General features: G+C 34.4%; 26 protein-coding genes, 1 pseudogene and 1 riboswitch. Of the genes and pseudogenes, 12 read left to right on the forward strand and 15 right to left on the reverse strand.

Features of this window, described 5'->3' with window-relative positions; translation table 11 throughout:
* Positions 1 to 3 precede the first annotated feature (3 nt).
* From AC0ONG_RS29790 to modA, 7 genes are all read right to left on the reverse strand, one after another.
* Complete coding sequence (locus AC0ONG_RS29790) at positions 4 to 1,644, reverse strand: peptide ABC transporter substrate-binding protein (protein ID WP_000731063.1); 1,641 nt, start codon at positions 1,642 to 1,644, stop codon at positions 4 to 6.
* A gap of 404 nt (positions 1,645 to 2,048) precedes the next feature.
* Entirely contained in the window at positions 2,049 to 3,689 is a 1,641-nt protein-coding gene (locus AC0ONG_RS29795; protein WP_474205327.1) for a peptide ABC transporter substrate-binding protein, read from the reverse strand.
* A 132-nt stretch (positions 3,690 to 3,821) separates the two neighbouring features.
* Positions 3,822 to 3,926, reverse strand: a riboswitch (SAM riboswitch).
* Between the two features lie 152 nt (positions 3,927 to 4,078).
* A complete protein-coding gene (locus AC0ONG_RS29800) occupies positions 4,079 to 4,912 on the reverse strand; it encodes an aldo/keto reductase (protein ID WP_106082487.1) in 834 nt (277 codons plus the stop codon).
* 1 nt (position 4,913) lies between these two features.
* Positions 4,914 to 5,717 (reverse strand): pyrroline-5-carboxylate reductase, encoded by an 804-nt coding sequence (gene proC / locus AC0ONG_RS29805; RefSeq protein WP_133964250.1) that lies wholly within the window; start codon positions 5,715 to 5,717, stop codon positions 4,914 to 4,916.
* 327 nt (positions 5,718 to 6,044) lie between these two features.
* Positions 6,045 to 6,896: a GRP family sugar transporter gene (locus tag AC0ONG_RS29810; protein ID WP_000353549.1), complete on the reverse strand. Its 852-nt coding sequence runs from the start codon at positions 6,894 to 6,896 to the stop codon at positions 6,045 to 6,047.
* Positions 6,897 to 7,195: 299 nt separating this feature from the next.
* Positions 7,196 to 7,870, reverse strand: coding sequence for a molybdate ABC transporter permease subunit (gene modB / locus AC0ONG_RS29815; RefSeq protein ID WP_000020519.1), 675 nt, complete (start codon positions 7,868 to 7,870; stop codon positions 7,196 to 7,198).
* 5 nt (positions 7,871 to 7,875) lie between these two features.
* Positions 7,876 to 8,682: a molybdate ABC transporter substrate-binding protein gene (gene modA, locus AC0ONG_RS29820; protein ID WP_001032237.1), complete on the reverse strand. Its 807-nt coding sequence runs from the start codon at positions 8,680 to 8,682 to the stop codon at positions 7,876 to 7,878.
* A gap of 160 nt (positions 8,683 to 8,842) precedes the next feature.
* Here modA and AC0ONG_RS29825 point away from each other — a divergent pair, with 160 nt between their 5' ends.
* Entirely contained in the window at positions 8,843 to 9,763 is a 921-nt protein-coding gene (locus AC0ONG_RS29825; protein WP_016078966.1) for a substrate-binding domain-containing protein, read from the forward strand.
* 65 nt (positions 9,764 to 9,828) lie between these two features.
* Here the strand turns inward: AC0ONG_RS29825 and AC0ONG_RS29830 are convergent.
* Together AC0ONG_RS29830 and AC0ONG_RS29835 are read right to left on the reverse strand one after the other, a co-directional pair.
* Positions 9,829 to 9,909, reverse strand: a pseudogene (locus tag AC0ONG_RS29830) (DUF3948 family protein); the annotation flags it as partial.
* Between the two features lie 425 nt (positions 9,910 to 10,334).
* Positions 10,335 to 11,201 carry a LysR family transcriptional regulator gene (locus AC0ONG_RS29835; protein ID WP_106082484.1) on the reverse strand — a complete coding sequence of 289 codons (867 nt, stop codon included), beginning with the start codon at positions 11,199 to 11,201 and terminating at the stop codon, positions 10,335 to 10,337.
* A gap of 127 nt (positions 11,202 to 11,328) precedes the next feature.
* Between AC0ONG_RS29835 and AC0ONG_RS29840 the strand changes: the two genes are divergently transcribed.
* Positions 11,329 to 12,297 carry a DMT family transporter gene (locus tag AC0ONG_RS29840; protein WP_002083994.1) on the forward strand — a complete coding sequence of 323 codons (969 nt, stop codon included), beginning with the start codon at positions 11,329 to 11,331 and terminating at the stop codon, positions 12,295 to 12,297.
* A gap of 21 nt (positions 12,298 to 12,318) precedes the next feature.
* Positions 12,319 to 12,459: a YrzO family protein gene (locus tag AC0ONG_RS29845; protein ID WP_000894065.1), complete on the forward strand. Its 141-nt coding sequence runs from the start codon at positions 12,319 to 12,321 to the stop codon at positions 12,457 to 12,459.
* Between the two features lie 60 nt (positions 12,460 to 12,519).
* Here the strand turns inward: AC0ONG_RS29845 and AC0ONG_RS29850 are convergent, their stop codons facing one another.
* Positions 12,520 to 12,615: a DUF3948 family protein gene (locus AC0ONG_RS29850; RefSeq protein ID WP_001059387.1), complete on the reverse strand. Its 96-nt coding sequence runs from the start codon at positions 12,613 to 12,615 to the stop codon at positions 12,520 to 12,522.
* 337 nt (positions 12,616 to 12,952) lie between these two features.
* Here AC0ONG_RS29850 and AC0ONG_RS29855 point away from each other — a divergent pair, with 337 nt between their 5' ends.
* A complete protein-coding gene (locus AC0ONG_RS29855) occupies positions 12,953 to 13,558 on the forward strand; it encodes a lysophospholipid acyltransferase family protein (RefSeq protein ID WP_000277778.1) in 606 nt (201 codons plus the stop codon).
* A 72-nt stretch (positions 13,559 to 13,630) separates the two neighbouring features.
* On the opposite strand, the gene AC0ONG_RS29860 is transcribed toward AC0ONG_RS29855, so the two are convergent.
* A complete protein-coding gene (locus AC0ONG_RS29860) occupies positions 13,631 to 13,726 on the reverse strand; it encodes a DUF3948 family protein (protein WP_001059999.1) in 96 nt (31 codons plus the stop codon).
* Between the two features lie 305 nt (positions 13,727 to 14,031).
* On the opposite strand from AC0ONG_RS29860, the gene AC0ONG_RS29865 reads away from it, so the two are divergent.
* The 5 genes from AC0ONG_RS29865 to AC0ONG_RS29885 all read left to right on the forward strand — a co-directional run bounded on the left by AC0ONG_RS29865 (position 14,032) and on the right by AC0ONG_RS29885 (position 18,452).
* Entirely contained in the window at positions 14,032 to 15,009 is a 978-nt protein-coding gene (locus AC0ONG_RS29865) for a LacI family DNA-binding transcriptional regulator (protein WP_001273902.1), read from the forward strand.
* A 162-nt stretch (positions 15,010 to 15,171) separates the two neighbouring features.
* A complete protein-coding gene (locus AC0ONG_RS29870; RefSeq protein ID WP_001004243.1) occupies positions 15,172 to 15,501 on the forward strand; it encodes a PH domain-containing protein in 330 nt (109 codons plus the stop codon).
* A 118-nt stretch (positions 15,502 to 15,619) separates the two neighbouring features.
* Positions 15,620 to 16,456, forward strand: a complete 837-nt coding sequence (locus AC0ONG_RS29875; RefSeq protein WP_000248045.1) for a YitT family protein — start codon at positions 15,620 to 15,622, stop codon at positions 16,454 to 16,456.
* A 138-nt stretch (positions 16,457 to 16,594) separates the two neighbouring features.
* The gene (locus tag AC0ONG_RS29880) at positions 16,595 to 16,951 is read left to right on the forward strand and encodes a YxeA family protein (protein WP_000728422.1); all 357 of its coding nucleotides are present in this window, start codon (positions 16,595 to 16,597) and stop codon (positions 16,949 to 16,951) included.
* Positions 16,952 to 17,687: 736 nt separating this feature from the next.
* Entirely contained in the window at positions 17,688 to 18,452 is a 765-nt protein-coding gene (locus AC0ONG_RS29885) for a TatD family hydrolase (protein ID WP_136996927.1), read from the forward strand.
* Positions 18,453 to 18,568: 116 nt separating this feature from the next.
* Here AC0ONG_RS29885 and AC0ONG_RS29890 read toward each other — a convergent pair whose 3' ends face one another.
* Complete coding sequence (locus AC0ONG_RS29890) at positions 18,569 to 20,218, reverse strand: DUF2334 domain-containing protein (protein ID WP_127725552.1); 1,650 nt, start codon at positions 20,216 to 20,218, stop codon at positions 18,569 to 18,571.
* Positions 20,219 to 20,466: 248 nt separating this feature from the next.
* Between AC0ONG_RS29890 and AC0ONG_RS29895 the strand changes: the two genes are divergently transcribed.
* The gene (locus tag AC0ONG_RS29895; RefSeq protein WP_000713249.1) at positions 20,467 to 21,000 is read left to right on the forward strand and encodes a transglycosylase SLT domain-containing protein; all 534 of its coding nucleotides are present in this window, start codon (positions 20,467 to 20,469) and stop codon (positions 20,998 to 21,000) included.
* Between the two features lie 37 nt (positions 21,001 to 21,037).
* Here the strand turns inward: AC0ONG_RS29895 and AC0ONG_RS29900 are convergent, their stop codons facing one another.
* On the reverse strand, positions 21,038 to 21,799 hold the full coding sequence (locus AC0ONG_RS29900) for a DUF4931 domain-containing protein (RefSeq protein ID WP_136996929.1): 762 nt from the start codon (positions 21,797 to 21,799) through the stop codon (positions 21,038 to 21,040).
* Positions 21,800 to 21,934: 135 nt separating this feature from the next.
* Complete coding sequence (locus AC0ONG_RS29905; RefSeq protein ID WP_002083998.1) at positions 21,935 to 22,063, reverse strand: hypothetical protein; 129 nt, start codon at positions 22,061 to 22,063, stop codon at positions 21,935 to 21,937.
* A 420-nt stretch (positions 22,064 to 22,483) separates the two neighbouring features.
* Between AC0ONG_RS29905 and AC0ONG_RS29910 the strand changes: the two genes are divergently transcribed.
* Complete coding sequence (locus AC0ONG_RS29910) at positions 22,484 to 22,618, forward strand: RAxF-45 family protein (protein WP_000830643.1); 135 nt, start codon at positions 22,484 to 22,486, stop codon at positions 22,616 to 22,618.
* Positions 22,619 to 22,742: 124 nt separating this feature from the next.
* On the forward strand, positions 22,743 to 24,623 hold the full coding sequence (abc-f, locus tag AC0ONG_RS29915) for a ribosomal protection-like ABC-F family protein (RefSeq protein ID WP_106082478.1): 1,881 nt from the start codon (positions 22,743 to 22,745) through the stop codon (positions 24,621 to 24,623).
* 413 nt (positions 24,624 to 25,036) lie between these two features.
* Here abc-f and AC0ONG_RS29920 read toward each other — a convergent pair whose 3' ends face one another.
* The gene (locus tag AC0ONG_RS29920) at positions 25,037 to 25,234 is read right to left on the reverse strand and encodes a hypothetical protein (protein ID WP_000369259.1); all 198 of its coding nucleotides are present in this window, start codon (positions 25,232 to 25,234) and stop codon (positions 25,037 to 25,039) included.
* Between the last annotated feature and the right edge of the window lie 162 nt (positions 25,235 to 25,396).

A 25,396-nucleotide genomic window follows, 5' to 3' on the forward strand; every position in this document is an offset into this window, starting at 1 on the left:
TTGTTATTTTGCAACTTCTGTCCACTTATAGTTAAATTCACCGCCGAAGTCAGTCGTTACAAGTCCTTTAATGAAAGAGCGTTGTAAGTAAGAACGACCTTGTTGGTATAAAGGAGCGACAGCGCCGTCTTGTAATAGAATTTTTTCAGCTTGCTTCATTGCTTCAAAGCGTGCTTTTTCATCGCCAGCTAAATCTGTTTTCACTTTATGAATGAGCTCATCGTACTCTTTGTTAGAGTATTTATCGAAGTTATAAGCACTATCTGTTGTAAATAAATCTAAGAATGTAATTGGATCAGCGAAGTCAGGGCCCCAGCCATCAATACCAATTTCATAGTCACCACTTAATAGTAGTTTCAACTGTTGTTTACGTGGTTGCGGTTTTAAATTCACTGTTAACCCATCTAAGTTCTTTTCTAACTCACCTTTTAAATATTCACCAGTCTTTTTAGCTAAAGCATTGTCACTTGTTAATAGTTCGATTGTTACTTTGTCAGTACCAAGTTCTTGTTTTGCTTTTTTCCAGTTTTCTTTCGCTGTTTTCACATCATCCTTGACTAGATTTCCATTTTCTTTACGGAAGTCATTGCCTTCTGGACTTTTTGCAAATTTCGCAGGAACCATTCCTTCAGCTGGAATAGCACCGTTATTTAAAATTGTTTCTACATAAGCCTTTTTATTCATTGCGCCGTTAATAGCAAGGCGTGCATGTTGATTTTTTAATGTTTCATTTTTCTGATTTAGTCGTAAGAATTGAATGCCGACTTCAGCGCGTTCCTTGAAGTTTGGATCGCTCTTATATTTATCAACAAACTCTGCAGTTAAAGCAACGCGATCAATTTGTCCTGAATCATATAAGTTCACTTCTGTAGACTTATCTTTAACGACATTGAAGTTGATTTCTTCTAATTTTACCGTTTTAGCATCCCAATAGTTAGGGTTTTTCTTCAATTGGAAACTTTGTTCGTGTTTCCAGTTATCTAATGTGAAAGCACCGTTGTAAATTAAATGATTTGTTTCTAAACCGTATTTATCGCCCTGAGACTTTAAGTACTCTTCATTAATTGGCAAGAATGTTGAGAATGTCGTTAAGCTTAAGAAGTAAGGAACAGGACGGTCTAGTTGTACTTCTAACGTTTTGTCATCAACAGCTTTGACCCCTAGTTGATCAATTGGTAATTGTTTTTGGTTTATTTGTTTCGCATTCTGTACATCGAAGAATAAGAATGCGTATTCAGCTGCTGTATCAGGATTTACGGCACGTTGCCAAGCAAAGACGAAGTCCTTTGCTGTAACAGGAGTACCGTTTGACCATTTTGAATCACGCAGATGGAATGTATATTTTGTTTTATCGGGACTAATGTCAACCGACTCAGCAACACCAGGAATCGGTTTATTATCTTCTCCCATTGCATATAAACCTTCAAAAACATTGCGCATTACATTCATGGATTCCCCATCCGTTGCTTTTGCAACATCCATTGTTGGGATTTCTGAAGCGAATGATAAGTTAATTGCTTGTTTATCAGGTACTTTATCGTTTGCTTTCGCTCCGCCTGCATTATCTTTATTTCCCCCGCAAGCAGTTAGTAATAGACTTGCCCCTAAAACAGATGCAACAACAGGTACAACTTTTTTCTTCATTGTTCGTTCCTCCCTAAATGTGTTGTTCGTAACGTCATAATGTCCATGTCTTGAAGTAGCTATAGAAGGAGATAAAACCTATTATAAATATTTGTTTATAGGTAATCAGGTGTTCTATATGTATATACATGTTGAGCTATAATCTATCGTTATATGTTTCAACGTAGTAGACATTATATTTTGATGGTGAAATATTTTGTTTCTTTGATTATTTAGAATATTAACACTGGAAAGAACTATATGTCAATAATAAAAATAGAATGTTAATTTCTTAGAATAATATATTAAAAAAGTAGATTCTCTTGTATGAGAGAACCTGCTTTTAATATATTTTGCTAAAAAAACAATTGGTGTGGGCTAATAATAAGTGGGGATGAAGAACCCTCACTTATTACGGTTTTACTTTATTTTTCAATTTTTGCCCACTTGAAATTTAATTGACCCGCAAAGTCTACTTGCACAATTCCTTTCACATAAGAACGTTCTAAATAAGATTCGCCTTTTTGGTAAAGAGGAGCGATAACAGAGTCTTTAAATAATATTTTCTCGGATGCTAGTAATGCTTCCCAGCGAGCTTTTTCATCACCAGCTAAAGTCGTTTTCACTTTTGCTATTGTTTCATCGAATTCCTTATTAGAGTAATGATCTAAGTTATAAGGGTTATTCGTTGTAAATAGCTCAAGGAATGTAATTGGATCTGCAAAGTCAGGGCTCCAGCCGTCAATTCCGATTTCGTAGTCACCTTTTAATAAAAGCGAAACTTGTTGCTTACGCGGTTGCGGTTTTATATTTACTGTTAATCCATCTAAATTCTTTTCTAGTTGCCCTTTTAAGAATTCACCAGTTTTCTTATCAAGGTCAGCATCACTCGTTAATAATTCTAATGTTATCTTTTCAGAACCAAGCTCTTGTTTAGCTTTTTTCCATAACTTTTGTGCAGATTTTGTATCAACTTTTGTTAAATCGCCGTTTGCAGTATGGAAGTCTTTTCCTTCAGGTCCTTTTGCAAAGTTTTTTGGAACGAGACCAAATGTTGGTGTAGATCCATCATTTAATAACGTATTTACAAAGGATTTTCTATCAATTGTTTGATCAATTGCTTGGCGTGCAGAAACATTTTGAAGCACTTTGTTTTGTTGATTCATACGTAAAAATTGTACGCCTACGTTTGGACGTTCTTTAAAGTTAGCATCCTTTTTATATTTATCGACAAAGTCAGATGTTAGTTTTATACGATCTAATTGTTTTGACTCGAATAAATTTACTTCTGTTGATTTTTCTTTTACGACGTTAAAATTGATTTCTTCTAGTTTGACAGTATCTTTATCCCAATAGGTAGGGTTTTTCTTGAATTTAAAGCTTTGTTCGTGCTTCCAATCGCTTAGTGTAAAAGCTCCATTGTACAAGATTGTATGATCTTCTAAAGCGTACTTATCACCTTGTGCTTTAAAGAATTCCTCGTTAATTGGTAGAAATGTTGGGAACGCTGTTAAGCTAATAAAATACGGAACAGGACGCTCCAATTCTACCTCAAACGTATGGTCATCAACTGCTTTTACACCAAGTTGGTCGGCTGGAAGTTCTTTGTTGTTAATTTTTGTTGCATTTTTAATATCAAAGAATAGAAATGCATATTCAGAGGCTGTTGCTGGATCTACGGCTCTCTGCCAAGCGAACACAAAATCTTTCGCTGTAACAGGAGTGCCGTTTGACCATTTTGAATCTCGCAGGTGGAATGTGTATTTTGTTTTATCGCCACTTACTTCATGAGATTTTGCAACGCCAGGGAAAGGTTTGTTACCTTCACCAAGATTATACAAACCTTCAAATACGTTTCTCATTACTTGACCAGAATCAGTATCTGTAGCACGGGCCGTATCCATTGTTCGTATTTCAGTAGGTGAAGATAAATTTAAAACCTGTTTGCTAGGTGCCTCGTCTTTTGCATTTGCTCCGCTTGCTTCGTTTTTATAACTACCGCAACCAGTTAATAAAATACTTACTCCTACAACTGATGCAATACCGGGTACAAACTTCTTTTTCATTTGATTTTCCTCCTAAATAATTAAGTTTGGATGACGATGAGGGAAATGAAAAATAAAAAATCCCTCTTTTCATATTGAGAAAGAGGGATTTTTACGTACAAGTTATGCACCCGTATATAAACGAAGTCCCTCATTCTATCTTTCAAGCATAAAGCTTGCAGGAAGTGGCACAGTATTCAAAATGAACCTGCTGCCGAGGTTTCAAAGGGCCAGTCCCTCCACCTCTCTTGATACAATGAGTAAACGAATAAATTTTATTAATTTTTGTGTTTCTTTGATAATTCAAAATCTTACACCTTGAACAATGAAGTGTCAACCAAATGGAGTATAGTTTAAATTTTCAGTTATATTAAATGAAAAAACCACTGCATATGGCAGTGGTTTTTCGCTTAGAAGTTAAAGTTATCTGGATCTGGACCAACGCGACGATCTTCATTTAAAGCTTGAATTGCTTTCATATCATCAGCACTTAATTCAAAGTCGAAGATGTTTGCATTTTCAATAATGCGATGTTCTTTAATTGATTTAGGGATTGTTACAACTTCGTTTTGTAAATCCCAGCGTAAAATAATTTGCGCAGTTGATTTATTATATTTTGTCGCAATTTCTTGTAACGTTGGATTATCTAGTAGTTGTCCTTGCATTAATGGTGACCAAGCTTCAAGCTGGATATTATGTTCTTTACAGAAAGCGTGTAACTCTTCTTGTGCTAAACGTGGGTGGTATTCCACTTGGTTGACCATTGGCTTAATTTCAGCAATTTCAAATACGTCTTGTAAGTGGTGAATGTGGAAATTACTCACACCGATAGCGCGAACACGGCCATCTTTATAAAGCTTTTCTAATGCTTTCCATGATTCGTTATATTTCCCTTTTACAGGCCAATGTACTAAATATAAATCTAAATATTCTAGACCTAATTTCTCTAATGTAGTTTCAAATGCTTGAAGTGTTGTTTCATATCCTTGATCGCTATTCCATACTTTTGAGGTAATAAATAATTCTTCACGTGAAACACCGGATTCACGAATCGCTTGTCCAACGCCTTCTTCATTTTGATAGATTGCTGCAGTATCGATGCTGCGGTAGCCATTTTTAATTGCTGCTTTTACAGAATCAATTACTTCTGAACCATCTTCTACTTTAAAAACACCTAAACCAAACCAAGGCATTTTTACACCGTTATGTAATGTTGTATAGTCCTTTAAACTTGTTAAAGTCATATTATTTCCCCCTAGCTTTTTTGTTTGTTGCTTCTACTGCTTTTTGAATTGCCTCTGAAAAATTATATTCGTATAAAGTTTTGAGACCCTCAGCTGTGGAACCACCTGGCGTTGTTACTTGTTCGCGGAGGTTAGCTGGATCTTGCGTTTGTTCGAGCATAGAAGCAGAGCCAGAAATCATTTGAATGACAAGATGTTTTGCGGTTTCTTCATCGACTCCATAACTTTTTGTTGCTTCAATTAAGCTTTCAGCAAAGTAATAAAGGAAGGCTGGTGCACTTCCAGTAACTGCAGTAAGCTGATGAACTTCTTCCTCAGTACAAAGTTGCGAAGTACCAATACCTCTTAAAAGCAGTTGCAGGGTTTCTTGATGCATCTCGGTTACTGATTGTCCCATTGTATATAAGGAGATAGACTTTCCAATTTCAGCAGCTGTATTAGGCATAATCCAAGCAACAGGCGTGCCTTTTGGGAGTCTAGCTTCTAAATAAGATGGTCCAATGCCAGCTGCTACTGTTACGACAAGTTGATTTGATATTAACGGAGATAGCTCAGCTAATAACTCTTCATGAGCAGAAGGTGGCATTGCTAAAACAACCGTATCGACAGATGTAACATGCTGCTTCCAATCTGTTGCAGTAGACACATTATATCGATGTTGTAACTGTTTTAGTTTTTCTGCGTTGCTTCGGTTAGAGATGATAATTTCTTCGATGTACTCTTTGCTTGTTTTAAGTAATCCGGAAAATATAGCTTCGGCCATACGACCGGCACCAATAAATAAAATTCGATGTTTAGTTAGCATATCCTTTATTCCTTTCTAGTAGAGATATGTTATAAAAACGATATCATCTTTAAGAGAATTTTGTAAAAAGAAAAGACTTACCGTAGATGGAATGGATAATGAGAAGGCGGAAATTCATGGTAAAGGAAAGGGCTATTACTTATACTGGTTTCTACGTCATGCTAATATTAGCTATTATTAATCTCTTTATATGTGTAGCTGGTTTGCTAGAGTGGAAGAGCAATTATAAGGGGCAAGAACATACAAATAATTATATCTAGAAAATAATTAGAATTGAAAAACCCCTGAAGCATATATGCTTCAGGGGTTTACTAATAGAATATAAGATTATGCTTTTGTCATACCAAGTAATACAGCACCGCCGATAATTAAAACACTGCCTAGTGCAATAAAGATCAATTGACGTTTTGTTTTCTTTTCACCTAAGAAGACAATTGCACCGAATGTTGAGATAACGATTCCAGTTTGAGATAATGGGAAGCTTGTTGCTACTCCGACACGTGGTAATGAAAGAAGTAAGAATAAGTTTCCAGTTCCCCATAGTAAACCAGATAAAGCATTACGAATTGCATATTTGTTAAATGGTTTATGTTTAGACGTCAGTACAACCGCACCAACAAACATACCAACTGCTTGTGGTAAAATAGCAGACCAACCATCGATATTATACCAACGAATAATAATTACATATACAAGATAGCCGAAAGTAGAAACAATTAAAGTAAGAAGTCCTTTTTTCAATTGTCCTGGTGGCTGAGCATTTTCTTTATCATCTAGTGATGTGAATACAACACCAACTACGATTAATAGGATTGCAATCGTTCCCAGAACAATTGTTGTCGTAGTAGTCCATTCACGGAAAGCGATAACCCCAAAGATAGAAGTTGCAACAAGTTGCATACCAGTAGAAATTGTTACGGTAGTTGAAACACCTAGTTTTTCAACTGTTTTTAATTGGTTTACTTGTCCTAAAGCCCAGAATAAACCTGAAATAAAACCAACAATTAAGACTGTCATTGTTAAAGCTGGTTGAGTAAATACATACATAATTGTTGCGAAGAATAGAGCACCGATTGTCATACCTACCGTTTGGCTATATGCACCACCGCCCATTTTTACGCTTACTAATAAGATGTTTCCCCATGCAATTGCAGGAAGAAGCGCTAATAAAATGTCCATTACAAGACTCCCTTCGGTTTCCTATACCAATATAATTACATATCGTTCTAACGATCGGTAATGCCCCACTAATAGAGTAGAAGATTACCGATCGCTAAAACAGGATGAAGAATTCACGATATAAATGCGTTTTCATTTCTTCATTTTTTGAAACACCTCCATATAATAACAGGAAATTGCCTATTTTAGAAAGTGAATTCAAATAAAATGTATATTTCAATAAGAGGTAAAATTCAGTTATTTCCCAACGACTTATTTATTTCCTAAGAAATAAATAAGCAGCTTCCAAAAAAGCTGCTTTAAAGGTTAGTAATTCTTTTGTTAATAAGCTGAATACATAGCAGAAATAGGAGTGACATACTAATAGTGATAACCACAAGTGTCCAGGCGAGTTGCATATTACTTGCGTCAATGGCCATGTAAATTGCAGTTGGGATTGTCTGTGTTTTACCAGGAATGTTCCCGGCAAACATGAGTGTAGCACCAAACTCACCGAGCGCGCGGACAAAGCTCAAAATCATCCCGCTTAGTAATGCAGGAAATGCGAGCGGAAGTGTAACGTGCAGAAAAACTTGATATTCACTTGCGCCAAGGTCACGAGCACTTTCTTCAATTTGTACATTTGCGATAGAAAATCCCGTTTTCGCTGATTGGTACATAAGCGGAAATGCAACAACTGTAGAAGCGATGATCGCAGCGGTAGATGTGAACATAATAGACTGCTGAAATAATGATTCAACCCACCTTCCAATCGGGCTGTTGTTTCCAAAGATGATAATGAGAAAGAAGCCGATAACAGTTGGTGGAAGTACCATTGGTAATAAAAATATGGTTTCTAATAGTACTTTATATCGCCATGAGGAGCGAGCTAGTGCTCGCCCGACAATCGTCCCTAAAATTGTAACGAGAATAGTGGCACACGCAGCTACTCTTAAAGATAGAAAGACAGGCGATATAATAGCATCAATGCTCATAGTAATTACGACAGGACTGTAAATCCATATTTCTTAAAGATAGATTGTGCATCTTTTGACTGCAAATACTCATAAAATGAAGTCGCCTCTTTCTTATGTTTAGATTCCTTTATAACACCTAAAGGATAGTGGATTGGCTCATGAGAAGTAGCTGCTGCTGTTTCACCAATCTTTACTTTATCTGAAATGAGAGCATCTGTTTTGTATACGATACCAGCATCGATATTCCCTGTTTCTACATATGTTAACACTTGGCGAACATCTTTTGTAAATACGACTTTATTTTGAACATCATTCCAAAGGTTTTCGTGTGTTAGAGAAGCCTTTGCATATTTTCCAGCAGGTACAGATTCAGGTGTACCAAGTGCAATTTTTTTGATTTTCTCATCTTTTAAATCTTGAAATTTTGTAAGAGAACTATCTTTAGGGATGACTAGAACTAGTTCATTTCCAAGAAGATTTTTCCCTTCTTTTTCATTAATGAATCCTTTCTTTACAAGGGTTTGGAATTTATCTTCTGCTGCAGAGAAGAATAAATCAGCAGGTGCACCTTGTTCAATTTGTTGTTGAAGTGCTCCAGAAGCACCGAAGTTAAAAGAAAGTTTGATATTTGGCTCTTTTTCTTTATATTGTTTTTCAATTTCTTTTAATGCATCTTGTAAGCTTGCAGCAGCTGAGATAGTCAGTTCAACTGTTTTATCTTCTTTAGCAGCTGACTTTGTATTCTTTTCCCCACTTGTACAAGCAGCACTAAATATAAGAAGGAAAGAAAGTATAAGTGCCCCAATAGAACGTAATGTAAATTTATTCATAAAAAAATCCCCTTTCGTTTTGATATAACTAATTATAACTAAGTATAACTAAATATAACTAGTTATAATTGAATATAATTTGAACATATATCTATTTTTAAAAAATAGGAGAAATATTCTTTTCTTTGTTACAATGAAAGGAGAAAGTGAGGAATCGTCTATGGATCATCATTCCTACACAACGGAAGAAGTAGCAAAGCGATTAAAGGTATCAAAATTAACTGTATACGACTTAATTAAAAAAGGAGAACTTCCTTCTTATAGAGTTGGTAGACAGATGCGCATTGATGCAGTGGATTTAGATCAATATATAAAACAAATGAAAACAGGAAAGGTACAAGTTACTCCTGTGAAAAACGATGGTAGTAGTATCTTGAACACGTGTATTATTAGTGGTCAAGAACTAACGTTAGATATGTTAGCTAAACGTATAGAAAATCGTTTGCCAAGTTCTAATGTTTTAAGAGCGTATCAAGGTAGCTTAACAAGTTTAGTGAAAATGTATCAAGGAGAAGGAAGTATCGTTAGTTTGCATTTGTTTGATGGTGAAACGGGTACATATAATGTTCCTTACGTAAAACGCATTTTAGTAGGTCAACCATGTATTATGATTAATTTATTGTCCAGAAATGTAGGGTTTTATGTCCAAAAAGGAAATCCGAAGAAAATAAAGACATGGGCTGACATATCCGGATCCACTATAAAGTTTGTAAATCGAGAAAAGGGTTCTGGTATTAGAGTGTTAGTGGATGAACAATTACGAATCCAAAAATTAAATAAATCCGATATTAGTGGATATGAATGGGAAGAATCGAATCATCTTGGTGTTGCCACGCAAGTTGCAAATGGAAAAGCTGATGTAGGAGTAGGTTCAGAAAAGTTTTCGCAAATTGTAAATGTGGACTTTATTCCAATCATGAAAGAACAGTATGATTTAGTAATTTTGAAGAATAAAGAAAATGAAGAGCTGGTTGAAGTCGTGAAAGATATTCTGCAATCGGAAGGATTTTATAATGAATTAAATGCGATTGGCGGATATGATATTAAGAAAACAGGTCAAATTATATATGAAACAAACTAAAAAGCTGCTTGTCTATAAGACGAACAGCTTTTTCTATATATAAAGGGGTTTGGGGAAACAAAGTATTAAATAAGACCTTGAGCAAGTGTGTAAATGAAAGCTGTAAGAAGAGTAGCTCCACTTGCAAGTCCGATAAAATGAAACTTTAATCAGTGAGGGCGGGGTATCCCTCGCTGATTATTAGTTGAACCAATCGGGCTTTTACGGGCAGTTGAACCTAAACCTAACTTCTTTGATTTCGCTGAATTTTGAAGTGGGAGTCTTACTGCCCGTTAATGCGGGGTAAAGTCTGATTTTTTGAAAGTAATGTTGTTCATTATAATCTCTCCTTATTTGTTTAATGTAGTTGCAACAGCTTTTGCATCGATAAGTGCGGATAGCACTATGCCCATTGTATGTAAAAATTTATTTGATTTCATATTGTTCATCATGCGTATCCGCTCCTTTTCGAATTGTTGTTGCCCTGCTTATGTCTTAATTATAGGAAATATGTCCACTTGCAACTATCGAATTAGCTTACGAAAGACTTACACTTTTGTAAGAAAAAAAGACATTCATGTAAGAATGTCTTTCACAGCATATTAATATGATGATGTTCTTCAATTGTTTTTAAAAAACTACGCATTGAATTCGTCATATAGCTATCTTTGCGGCGTATGAAAACCGTTGAAATACTGCCGTATTTTTCAGGGATTGCATGACAATGTACCTTACCTGCTTTAGAAAGATGATGGACAGCAGACTGTGGTACGAGTGTAATTCCGAGGCCAAGTGCAACGCTGTTTAATATTGTCTCTAATATATTGAATTCCATAATTCTTTTTGGTAGCAAACCTTCGTCTTTCAGCCATCGTTCTAATTTGGAACGGTATCCACATCCTTGGTTAAAAACGAGTAGAGGTGTTGTTGTAAATTCTTCTATATGAAAGGCTTTATTTTGTGTTATAAGCATTAATTTCTCTGTACTAACATCGTATTGTTCGATGAGTGGATGTTTAATAGGACCTGATATAAAGGCGCCATCTAATTGATGATCAAGTACTTCTCTAATTAATTCTTCTGTTAGACCCGCTTGTAATGATAAATCGACATTCGGATAGCTTTTATAGTAAGAAGATAAAATGGTAGGTAATGTACTTACTGTTTCTACTGTACCGATTTTTAATATACCGGAGGGTGTTTCACTATCTAAAAATACTTGTTTTAGTTCGTCGACATCTTGCAAAATTTTATTAACATAAACGAGCATTTTTCTTCCTTCAGCTGTTAAAGTCATCCCTCGTTTATGGCGGTAAAAGAGCGGGGTTTTTAATTCGTTTTCTAGTTGTTTAATACGTGCAGTTACATTTGATTGTACATAATTTAATTCCTTTGCTGCGTTACTTACACTACCCTGGTCGGCAACGCTTTTAAAGATTTGTAAGTCTCTTAATTCCATTTTGTAATCCTCCTTGATGTTAACTATCATTATAAATGATAGTTAACATCATTTTGAATCATTTTACGTGATATATTTTTTCTTTTACAATTCTCTTTGTGCAAATAGAAAGAAACGGGGGATTGCGGTGAGAAGAGGTCAAATGATAATAGGGGCTTTAGCTTGTTTAATTGCGAGTATGTCATGGGGAGCGATGTTTCCAGTTGCTGATCATGCGCTAGAATACATAGATCCATTTTATTTTTCGCTTATTCGCTATGGAGCGGTGGCGATAATGCTGATTGTATTGTTGTTAATGAAAGAAGGAAAACAGGCATTTCGTTTAGAGGGAAGAGGAAAGTTACTCGTCTTTTTTGGAACGATGGCATTTACAGTATATAATGTCCTCATATTTTTAGGGCAAATGTTAATGGGTAAGTCGGGTGTAATGGTAGCTTCCATTATGGAGGCACTTATGCCGATGATTTCTATTTGTATTTTATGGGGATATAAGCATATAAAACCGAAGAAGTATATGATAACGAGTATGGTTATTGCTTTTGTAGGAGCTGTGTTTGTTATTACAAAAGGTGACATGAGTTTCTTTGTAACATTGAAAGATAATATGTTCTCATTAGCATTTATATTTATTGGTGTTGTAGGCTGGGTTATTTATACGATGGGTGGTCAAACTTGTAGTGATTGGTCAACATTACGTTATTCTACGTTGACGTGTGTATTCGGTACGACTGTTACAGGAATTATAACGGTAATTATTACGTCGCTTGGATATATTTCAGTTCCGAGTATGGGAACGATTTCTATTGTAAAATATGATTTGTTATTTATGATGACATTGCCAGGTATTGTAGCGCTACTTGCTTGGAACTACGGTGTGAAAATTTTATCATCCATTAATGGGATTTTATTTATTAATTTTGTACCAATTACGACTTTAGCTATTATGATGATGCAAGGGTATCAAATCACAATGTTTGATATTATAGGGACTGTACTTGTTATTGCAGCGCTTATTCGCAATAACGTTTGTCAGAGAAAAGAAGAAAATATAAATAAGAGAGTTTTACAAGAAGAGCAATTACGTCAAGCTGTTTAATAGGCAAATGGAGGATTTCACATGTTAGAAAGTTTATTGTTTTTCTTCGCCGTCGGAGTTGCCTGTGAGCTTGCAGCAATTAATCGAAATGGTCGTAAAAAGATAAAACAACAAGCTGAGCTGATACAGCTTTTAAAAGAATTGAAAGAAAGAAAAAATTAAAAAGACGACCGGGCATAGACGGTCGTCTTTTTCTATATAAAGGGGAAAGGGGACACAAAGTTATACAAGCGTAGCAGCGTAAATGAAAGCAGTAAGAAGAAGAGAGCCGCTAGCTAATCCTAAAAAATCTAATTTGTTAAAAGCAATGTTATTCATAATACATTCTCCTTACTTGTTTAATGTAGAAGCAACAGCTTTTGCATCGAAAAGAGCTGATAATACCATGCCCATTGTATTTAAGAAATTGTTCGTTTTCATTTTGTTCATCATATTGATCCACTCCTTTTCGAATAATTGTTGCCCTGTTTCTGACTTAATTGTATGAAATATAGTAAGAAGTAACTATCGAATTAGCTTACAAGAAAATTACACTTTTGTAAGAATTGAAATTTAACAATTCATCCTTAATTTTATTACCAACTCCTAAAACTTAGTGTTATAATTATTGTAAGAATATGATTATACTTCGGATGTTTAGAAAGGAACGAAACAAATGTATAAACCAATTACATTTTTGTTGAAATATATATTTAAAACAGCTGGGAAAGTAGAAGTACAAGGAAGAGAAAAGCTACCAGAAGGTGGACCGTATGTTGTTGCGTGTACACATACAAGTTTTATGGATGTATTAATGTTAGCTACAGGGATGTATCCAACTCAAATTCATTACATGGCAAAAAAAGAGTTATTTGAAGGTAAATTCAAAAATTGGTTCTTTAAAAATGTAAATGCATTCCCTGTAGATCGTGCGAATCCGGGACCAAGTACACTTAAAATACCATCACGTTTATTAAAAGAAGGAAAGGTAGTAGGAATTTTTCCGAGTGGAACGAGATCAGCGGAAGATGTTTCATTAAAAGCGGGTGCTGTGACAATTGCGATGCGTTCTAATGTTCCGTTAGTACCAGCAGCTTATGTTGGTCCATCAAGTGTAAAAGAATTAATAAAGGGGAAAAAGGCACAATTGATTTTTGGAGATCCAATTCAAATTGAGGCTGGAGAACAAATAGATCGAAAAACCGCTATGAAAATGATGACAGATCAATTAAATGAGAAGTTTGAGGAGTTAAAAGAAGCTTTGCAATCAAATCAAAAATAAGAAAAGACGACCGGGCATAGACGGTCGTCTTTTCTATTACTATTTATAATAAAGGGGAAAGGGGACACGAAGTTATACAAGCGTAGCGGCGTAAATAAAAGCAGTAAGAAGAATCGAGCCACTAGCTAGTCCTAAAAAATCTAATTTGTTAAAAGTGATGTTATTCATAATACATTCTCCTTACTTGTTTAATGTAGAAGCAACAGCTTTTGCATCAATAAGAGCGGAAAATACCATGCCCATTGTATTTAAGAAATTGTTTGTTTTCATTTTGTTCATCATATTAATCCGCTCCTTTTCGAATAGTTGTTACCCTGTTTCTGACTTAATTGTATGAAATGTTGCGGAAAGTCACTATCGAATTAGCTTACAGAAAAATTACACTTTTGTAAGAGAAACGAATGAAGGTGTAATGATAAGAAGATTTGACATATGTTCATGAGATTCATTAAGTTAAAGGTAGAGGTGAGTGTATGGCTAATATTAAAGATATTGCAAAGATGGCGGGAGTTTCAGTTACGACTGTTTCGAGAGTGTTGAATGATCACCCATATGTAAGTGAAGAAAAAAGAAAAGCGGTTATAGAGATAGTTGAGAAATTGAATTACTCGCAAAACGCAAATGCTGTTCATTTATCAAAAGGAAAAACGAATATTGTTGGTGTGATTTTACCGTATATTAATCATCCGTGTTTTGATGCGATGGTGAGCGGAATGATGGAGACTGCGTTAGCGCATAATTACAGGGTGCTACTTTGCCAAACGAATTATAATAAAAAAGAAGAAATGAAAAGTTTACATATGTTAAAAACAAAACAATTGGATGGTCTTATTATTTGTTCACGTGCAAATGATTGGGAAACGATAGAACCGTATGCTTCTTACGGCGCAATAATTGCTTGTGAAGACAATGATATTTCAAACATCTCAAGTGTATATACGAATCATTCAGCGGCCTTTCAATTAGGAATGGATTATTTGATTGAGAAAGGTTATAAAAAAATTGGTTATTGTACGGGAAGAAAATTAGGGCCGAGTAGTCAAAAGCGTTTTGATGTTTATAAACAGCAATTGCAATCTATAGACGAAGATGTTAATGAAGAATGGATTTTTACAGAATGTTTTACACTAGAAGATGGTGTGAAAGTAGCTCATAAGTTAAAAGAGATGCAGGATCTTCCTGAAGCATTAATAGTAGCAGGTGATGAGGTTGCGATTGGTGTTATGACAGAGGTTGAAAAATTAGGCATTCAAGTTCCTGAGGATTTAGCAATTATTGGCTTTGATAATCAACCTATCTCACAAGTGTTACAACTGACAACTATTGATCAAAATTTAAAGGAGATAGGGAAAACTGCTTTTGAAATGTTGCATAGAAAAGTGAATGACGAGAGTTCTGAACAAGAAAAGCTGGAAATTCCATACGAACTTGTGGAACGCTCTACAGTTTAATTTTAATCCGTTATGTGTATAATCGCATAACGGATTATTTTTTTTGAAATATCTTTGACAGGAAACGCGTTTCATACTTTATAAAGGAGTTAAACCGGTTTGTAATAATCCATGGATTCTTTTCAAGTGTTAATGCAATGAATAGAATTTGGAGGAATATGCATGAATGAACTTTTATCGAGTATGAAAAAGTATGTAGATGATGATGAAAAGATTCTGGCTTTTGTGGTAGGGATATTTGAGAAGGATAATTTTATATTATCGTATCAACATGGGGTTTTTGTTGCCACTACTAGACGTCTCCTTTTTTACGGGAAATTTCCGTACTATTCTTCAACATTTAAAGAGTATTCATATTTGCATATAGATAGCATAGATTTTCATCCGTATTTTGAATTTACTTGTAATCATGAAACCATTCGCGCTAAGTATATTCAGAAAGGGAATGTGGAGCAATTTGTCCGTGCAGTTAGAGTAAATATGAATAATTAATCACCCCTATGTTTAAACATAATATTTCAATTTTTAACAGGGAAAAAGCGGAATAAAAACCACTTCTAAACCTCTAGGAGATAGTGATACAATGTCAAATGGGGGGAGGGTATGAACTATGGTTAATCAACGTATAAAGGAAATAACACTAATTACAATTGGTTCATTATTATTCGCAATTGGTATTAATTACTTTGCAATTCCAAACCGTTTATCGGAAGGTGGAATTATTGGTTTAACGGTTGTTACGTACTACTTATTTGATTGGTCACCAGGAATTGTGAACTTTGCTATAAATGCAATTTTACTAGCTGTTGGTTATAAATTTTTTGATAAGAAAACAATGATTTATACAATTTTAGGGATTGTAGAAACATCTTTGTTTTTATACGTTACAGAACATATTGAATATCATGTAAATAGTGATACATTATTAGCAGCTTTATTTGCTGGCTTATTTGTGGGTATTGGATTAGGCTGTATGTTCAAAGCCGGAGGTACATCGGGAGGATCAGCAATCTTAGCTCAGTTAGCAAATCAATATTTAGGTTGGAGCGTAGGTAAAGGCGTACTAATTATTGATATTGTTGTAATTGCTGGTTCTGTATTTATAATAGGGCAAGAAAAGGCGATGTATACACTTGTGGCTGTGTTCATTGGAGCGAAGGTGATTGATTTCATTGTAGAAGGAATGGACACAAAAACGGCTGTTACGATTATTTCGAATCAACCAGATTTAATTCGTGAAGCTATTACGAAAAATATGACACGCGGTGTTACTGTATTAGAAGGGCGCGGCGGATATACTGGTAAAAATAAAGAAGTTTTATATGTTGTTATTAATAAACAAGAGCTTGTTAAGTTAAAACAAGTTATTAGCCGGGTAGATGAAGATGCTTTCGTTGTTATACATGATGTACGTGATGTACTTGGCGGTGGCTTTAAAGCAAGCTAAAAGGTGAACGAGTAAATTCGTTCACCTTTTTTAATTCTTACAAAAATGTAAGTGTAATGTAATGAGATTCAATAGTAGATTTTATTCCCCCTTTTTAAAATGGATGTATATATATCCTGCAGAGGAGGAATGTTTATTATGAAGAAAAAAATGATCACTACTATAATAGCGATGATAGTGATAGTAGTAATGTTACTGCCTACGAAACTTGGACCGGTTATCGATAAATATAATCCATTTTATAAGACGAAAGAATACTATACGGTTGTGAATACAATTGGTCAGCATATTGGTGATGAGTGGTATGAATATGAATTTATTGCATTCGATGAACGTGGTAGAGAGCAGAAAATAAAGAAAACGGTTAAGCATATGTTAAAGAGAGATGAAGCATTAAAGGTTTTTGCAAAAGGACGTTACGGTGAATCGATTGAAGAGATTGAGGTTGCAAATATTCCTATAAATGCGAAGAGCAAACTTTTAACGATGAGATAGTAAAATATACCCCCAGCTATTTTTTGTCGAAAATAAAAATACTGGGTAAGGGTATTTTTGAGATTAACAAAAAAGCCTTAGTACATATAGACTAAGGCTTTTTTATTATATAAAGGGGAAGGGGGTACATTGTAGTAGCATAGGTGAAAGGTATAAGAAGAGTAGCTACTAGCAATGTAATTTGGTTATGTGAGTGTTCTTCTTATTTGGCTTACTTTCTAACGTTATTGTACGAAATATAAGTAAGGAGAACTATCGAATTACATTACACATAACTTACAAACATGTAAGCCTTCTGTAATGTAATTCGATAGTTAAAAGATAGTAATTTTCATATAGTGTAACTAGAAAGTCTCAATGTATTACTTTCTGTTTGTAATGAAGAATGAAAAACCAACTAATTTTTAATAATCCTCATCTGAATAAAGATGGGGATCTTTTTTAAACCTTACAACATTGTAAGGTTTACGTAAGTTAATTCGATAGTAAATTTGTCATATTTTTTGCATAATAGATACAGATAGAAAAATAATTAGGGATCTAGTAAGAAGGGAGAAAAATGGGATGCGTAAAGAAGAAGTAGTGAAGTTACCAATTAAAGATTTCTGTAGCTACTTTACTGTTGCCGTAGTGTGTATTGGATTATTTGATATCATAACAAACTTAATTGTTAAATAATATAGATGCTAAAACAAGAAAGGAAGTCCTTTCTTGTTTTTTTTATGGGGGCATAAAGATGAAATGGATTGATAGTCATATACATGTTGATCAATATAAGGATGAAGAGAAGAGCAGATTACTAAAAGAGGTGGAAAATAGTAATGAAATAAAGGGGCTTATTGCGGTATCTATGAATTATCAATCTTGTAAGGAAACGTTATCTTTAGCGAAGAAGTATCCCTTTATATATCCAGCGATAGGGTTTCATCCAGAGCAACAGATTCATAAAGAGGAGTGTGAACAGATTTATCAACTTATTGAACAGAACGCAGAGGGAATTGTTGCGATTGGTGAAGTAGGTTTGCCCTATTATTTGAGAAAAGAAGATGAAAGAATTGCTGCAGATCCATACCTAGCTGTATTGAAAAAATTTATAGAACTAGCTAGTAAGTATAATTTGCCGATTGTATTACACGCAGTTTATGAAGATGCTGACATTGTATGTGATTTGCTAGAGAAATATAAAGTTTCACGTGCACACTTCCATTGGTTTAAAGGAAGCGATGAAACAATGAAACGGATGATGAGAAATGGTTATTATATTTCGATTACACCGGATGTTTTACATAAGGAGAAGATTAGAAAAATCGTTTCGTATTATCCGCTTGAATATATGATGGTAGAAACAGATGGACCGTGGGAATTTCAAGAGGGTGTTATAACGCACCCAAGAATGATTCGAGAGGTATTAAAGGAAATTAGTTCTATAAAAAACATATCCATTGATAAGGTCGCAGAAACAATATATGAAAATACAAGTCGATTTTATTTGAAAGGATAGGAGAATTATAGTTTTAATCATGTAACGGAAAAAGTAAAAGTTGAATTTATTTAGTAAAATACCACGGTTTGATATATGACAAAAAACCACCAAGCGTTCCGCTCGGTGGTTTTGTATTAGGATTCTAATTTTTTCGCACGTTTTAATAATAAAAGAAAGACAATGATAACGAACCCTAGTATAAGGAAGAAGCCATATTGCTTTATATAATCAATTATGTCATTCGCACTGGTTGGTTTTTCAACGTGAATGCCATCTTTATTCGTCGTAATATGAATATCTTTCATTTTTACTTCATTCTTTTCCTTTTGTAAATCAATCCATTCTATATTTGGAATACTTTCTAGATCCTTTAACACTTCTTTTAATGGTTTCACACCTAAGTAAGGATGATAGAATGCTCCAATAATCCCATCGGATAATTTAGCAACAGATAAAGCATTTGCTTTCATTTTAGCAATAGCTTGTGGCTTATCTTCTTCAATAAAACCGACTGTTTCAGGCATTAATTTCATTCCATGTAGAAATGTTGGTGTACTTCTATATGCTGGAGAGTGCATGGATTTCCAAGTTGTATCACTTAACTGTAGTTGTCCTACATAAGTTGAAAAGTATCTTGATAATATTTCATACCCTTTTTGAGACATTGTGTAATGAGGTGCTTCAAAGGCGACAGGATATAGTTTAGCATCTACAAGTTCTTGAATCCCCTTTTCGATATGATCTGTCGTATATTTTTCCTCAAACTCTTCCCCTTTTTTTACATATTGGTTATATGCCTCTATATTTGGAAAGTCATCTTTTGTCTTCGGTTTTTCATGTTTCGGTTGGCGAATTGGTTGATCTGTCTTTACGTCCCAAAATTCAAAACCTTCCCCAGTTTCACTATCATAAAATTGATGAGTGTAACCATGCATAATAATCGCTGCACCATCATTTTGCATAGAGCGTAAAAGATCGACTAGTTCGGGTTTATCTTTTAAATGTAGTGTTTTACCTGTATCTGGATCTGTATATACAGGAATAACAGTGATCATGTAAGGAATCTTTTTCTCTTTTAGTAATTCAGCAATTTCTTTTAATTGATATGTATCTGCGGCTGGGTGAACATCCTCAAGACGTAAATAAGCTAATTTTTTATTAGTTTCGGGTTTTTGCTGAAAATAAGAAAATAGGCTTTCGCCAATATAATAAGATATCCAATCAAAGAGGTTAGAAGTTGCTACATAATAAGAATTGTTTTGCTGTACAATTAATGGATAAGTATTATTTCCTCTTAAAGCATGGGCGAGAATTGTTCCATTTGTGTCAAGTTGTTTAATTGTTCTTTCTTCTTCTAATATATTCTTTAGTTTACGTGTTGGATATTCAATTGTATCAGAGTTTATATCTTCATTTTTAAGTGTGATAAATGAAAAACGATTAGATAACTGTTCTATATTTTGACCTAAAACTAGTAATGGTCCTGGGAATCCTTCTAGAAATTTCTTTGCTTCAGTAGAAAGTTCTTCTTGTTTTTCACTCATGTAAATAACATGTGTATACAAAGATTTATCAGTTATTTCAGCTAACTGTTTTATGTTTTTAATTGTTATATTATTAGTGAAATGTCCTACTTGTGTATTAAGTATTTGGATATCACTTGTAATTTGATCATCGTTTGAACTGTATAAAATAAGGGTTTTTGGTTGTTCGGTTTTTTGTGCGGAAATAGGGACAGGAATTAATAGTAGTAAACTAAATAAGAGTAACAGCCATTTTTTCATATTATTATTCTCCTAGTTTATATTTAGAATTCAATTTACAATTATATACAATAAATGCGTTATAGTCTATGAAAGTTACATTTTTGTACGTATTTACCAGCTGTTTTTTCACAAAATCGGTCTAAAGCATGATGATAATACGCATAGTTATTTGCTATGATAAAAGGGTAAGAGAATGATAGAATGTGGGTAATTGTAAAGGGAAGGCTGAAAGGGGACAAATTTCAGCGGAGAAAGAGGTAGAGGTAGTGAAGAAATTCTTTGTAGGATTTTTAGTTGTTCTTGGAGTATATTTATATTTCCAAGGAAAGTCTGAAGGAATGGATAAGCTAGTGAATGGAACAAGCTATGTTGATTCAGAAGAAGCAAAACAGATGAAACAAATCATTATAGAGGAAGCGAAGAAAGTAAATCTTCCGGAATGGATACCTCTTGCAATTGCTGAGCATGAAAGTCGATTAAATCCAAGAAGTGTTGGAGATAATGGAACTTCATTCGGATTGTTTCAACTACACCGCGGCGGCGGGCTTGCACCAGAACATTTAACTGATGATGAGCTGAAAGATCCACGTACAAATGCGCAAATTGCAATGCCGCATTTAATGAAAGGATATAAGCGTGGGGTGCAAAAAGGTTTGACTGATTTTGCATTACTGAAATATATAGCGAATACATCTGGATGGCCAGGGAATTTAGGGCCAGAGTGGACGGATAATAACATGAAGTATAACATCGGATTAGAAGATGTGTACTATCGAAATAAAGGTGTAATTAAAGAGTAGGTTTTGATACCTACTCTATTTTTTTTTGATAATCGTTTCATTTTGTGAAATACTCCGCTAGTTGTATTTTTACGTATTCTAGTTTTGTGGAAACTTGAGGTATTTTATATCCTACATACAGCGGTGAAACGACAAACCTAGGAACAACTTTACAAATGATTTTTCCATTTAAGTAATAGAAGAATAAGTTATAACTACTGCATCCTTTATGGAAATCTGTCAGTATGTAACGTATAGTTTGCTGAATGTAATTTGCCATATCATCTATATATGAAATATTATCAATGATTATATTGAATTCAGTGAAGCCAATAATGGGACGCTCTGAAATATTAAGCTCAATGCGTTCGTTTTTTTGAACAATTACCCCTTGGAAATTTTCTTCTTCAATATTTTCAAGATAATCTACATATTTCATTCCGATAATTTGCATGTGTGCATGATGCAAACTTCCGCCTGAAAATGGACCGTGATTTTTGTATAAAATTACAGATGCGAACTCTTCTTTCTTCTGTAAGTGTAACCAATGTTGAATAGAAAATTGCATTAATTTCCGCATATGTTCTTCTGTATATGTTGCGATATGATCTTCGCAATTATCGGTTTCAATTAACACTGTTTGAAATGTATCTTGTAATGTAGGAAATTTATTTTTTAACCAAATAATAGAACCATCAGTTGCTAAAATATCCGTTAAATGTTCTGTATCGCAAAATGGACATGCAGCGCTTCTATTCCGAATACTTTCTGGTTTTTGTTTACCGATATCGTTTAAAAAATATAGTTGTTGTGTATCCATTTATATATATGCCCCTTTAAAATATGTGTAAAAATCCCGCTTAATACATTCGGGAAAAGGAGAAGGAAATCCTCTAAAGGAATAAGGGAAAAATAAAAGACAAGATATCCTCATTACGATAGGGTACCTTGTCTTTTATTTTTTCTCTAATAGTGTGTATGGATAATATAGAACATTTTCAGTATTTTTCTTTTTTCTATTTTTTATTGTGTATAAGGTAATTGCTGTGCTTGCAATTATAATAATGGCTTTCTTCATATTCATATACCCCTTTTTATTGTTGGTTTAATTCTTGGCTAACTGCTTTTGCATCGACCAAAGCGTGTAAAATCATTTTTACCATGTTCATCATATTTCTTCACTCCTTTTTATAGTTCATTTAGTTCTTTTACAACTGCTTGTCCGTTCACTAATACCTCAAAGATTGCTTTTACGATTTCTTTTATCATGTTTGTTTCCTCCTTTTGTTTGTCTCTCTTGTTTACATCTTTATTGTATAGGGAGGCATCTTTTCGTACTATCGCTTTCCATTACGTGAACATAACAGTTTTGTAAGATTTGATGTCACTCATTGAAATGTTTAGTCTATCTTCATTATTTTCAGAAAAATGACTATTCAAACATGAAATAGGGAAGTATAATAAAGAAGTAAGTATTAAATTCCGTACGAAAGGGGTGAATGAGATGAAACGTTCTTTAGCTGCACGTGCCAAATTTTTAGATTTTATCTATTTTTGTCGTGCGATTTTTCATGATGTAGTTGTTAACGGGATACGTATGCCCTTTTTTAACAATTGCATAGTGACTATTGAACGATAGGAATCTCTTCACCCATTTTTAATAAACGTGTGAAAAGGGAGCTATTTGGCTTCCTTTTTCTATGCCGAAAACCATGGGGAATGTTTCTTTCTCATGGTTTTTTATATTGAAAGGAGTACGGAAAATGACTATTTGTAGTGTAAATAATGTAACGAAATCTTTTGGTGGAAACATCATATTTGAAAATATATCGCTTGAAATAAAGAATGGTGAACGTGTTGGGTTAGTTGGTCGTAACGGTAGTGGGAAGACAACAATCTTTGGGCTTCTAACGGGAATGGAGAGTTTGGATACAGGAGCCATCCATATGAAGAAAGGTACACGTATTGGTCATGTCGCACAAATTCCGAAGTTTGATGAGGCCATGACTGTATATGATGTATTGAGTTCCGCTTTTAAAGTAGAAAAGGAATTAGAAAAAGAAATGCATGCTCTAGAAAAAAATATGGCAGAAGAGCAGGAACAATCTTCTTTGCAAAAGCTAATGGAGAGGTACGGAGTAATTCAAGAAAAATTTGCATTTCTCGGTGGTTATGAAATAGAGGCAAATATAATGAAGGTAGCAAATGGCTTACAAGTGACAAACTTATTTTCAAGAGTATTTACGGAATTAAGTGGAGGAGAACAGACGAAAGTAAGCCTTGCATATATGCTATTGCAGAAACCAGATTTACTTCTATTAGATGAACCAACAAATCATTTAGATTTGTTTGCAGTTGAATGGTTAGAGCAATTTTTAAAAGAATATAATGGAACAGTTATGGTTATTTCACATGATCGCTATTTCCTTGATGAAGTTGTAACGAAAATTTTTGATTTGGAAGATGGAGCGATTCACGTGTACCATACGAATTATTCTCAGTTCGTTGAGGAGAAGGAAGGAAGATTACTTCAAGAGTTTCAAGCTTATCAAGAGCAGCAAAAGAAAATAAAGAAAATGAAAGAAGCAATTAAGCGCCTACGTGAATGGGCAAATCAAGCGAATCCTCCGAATGAAGGATTGCATAAAAGAGCGAGAAATATGGAACGTGCGTTAGAACGTATAGAGAAATTAAAGAGGCCGATTTTAGAACGGAAACAGATGGGTCTTCAGTTTGAAGGGCAAGAGAGAAGCGGGAAAGATGTTGTTGTAATGAAAGAAGTGAGTAAAGGTTTTGCTGGCCGACCTTTATTTGAACAAGCGAATTTACATGTTCGTTTTCAAGAGCGTGCTGCTATCGTTGGTCGCAACGGCACAGGGAAGACCACTTTACTAAAATTACTATTAAAAGAAATGGAACCAGAAGCTGGCGCAATTAGGGTTGGTAGTAGTGTGAAAATCGGTTATTTATCACAGCATACGTATGAAAATATGAAGAGTAATGTATTGGAAGCATTCAGGGAGAATGTGGCTGTAACAGAGGGAGAAGCAAGACATATATTAGCTAAGTTTTTATTTTATGGTCCAGCAGTATTTAAGAAAGTAACGCAACTTAGTGGTGGAGAAAAAATGAGGTTAAGACTTGCGCAACTTATGTATCAAGACATCAATTTTCTAATTTTAGATGAGCCGACAAACCATCTTGATATTGAATCAAGAGAAGTTTTAGAGGAAGCCCTTGAGCAATATAACGGGACGATTTTAGCTGTTTCACACGATCGATATTTTTTAAATAAGTTATTTGAAAAGACGTACTGGATTGATGAATGTAAATTATTTGAGTTTGCAGGAAACTATGCATGGGCTCGTCAAAAGTGGGAAGAAAAGCTTGAGAAGCAAGTAATAAAGCAGAAACGCCAAGGAAAAAAAAGTGTTGAAACGGTTCCTGTAAAAGAGAAAGAAGCTAGGAATCTTGAAGAGATTGAAAACGAGTTAATGCATGTAGAAGAAGATGTATATGCAATAGAATGTGAAATGGAACATGTAGCTGATGTTGAAAGACTTGAAAAATTATATGAGGAAAAAACGAAGAAAGAGTTGTTACGAGCAGAGTTATATAATGAATTAGAGAATATTGTGGAGTAATGAGTAGAAAGCCACTTCCTTTCAGTTTTGCTGGAGGAAGTGGCTTTTTTCATAATGATATTTGGCTTTAAAGGTTAAATAAAGCGATGTGTTTCACGTGAAACAGTAACTTAGATAAATCCGTGTTCCTCAATTTGCATAGCTTGTGAAACATATGAAATGATAAGGTGAAAAATAAATGTCATTAGTGGTTTTTCGATAGGAGTAATTACAAAAACAAAGGCTAATTATTTCCCGAGAGATAAAGTGAGACTTTAATCAGTCCTCACGAATCGGGCTTTTACGGGCAGCACGCCCCCCACCTAACTTCTTTGCTTTCGCTGAATTTTGAGGTGAGGGTCTTACTGACCGGAAAATAGTGGGATAAATATGTGTAAAAGAGACTAGTGAATGAAAACGAAAAGAGAGCAAAGTTACAGCTTTACGCGCTGAACTCTGCTCTCTTTTTGCGTGGTATCTTCTCTCGTTGAAATTATAATAGCGATCCCGAGCATGATAAAAAAAGCTAAAAAGAGGACGAACTTTGGGAAGAACGGGAATAGTAATAGCGCCCCGACTATCATAATTGTTAATAATACGTAGTGCAGGACGTATTGGAATAGGTTGTCCATATTTTCGCCCCCTTTTTGGTAATTGGTTATTAGTATTCTATGTTTCATACTGAAGAAATAGAAGTAGATTTTTAAGTTTTTAATACGAATTATAGCTGAGTTTTCTTAAAGTATAAATGTAGAGATAAAATTTTGTAAAAATTCTAAAAATATTTATTTAGA

The sequence above is a fragment of the Bacillus sp. TCT6 genome (assembly GCF_056033845.1).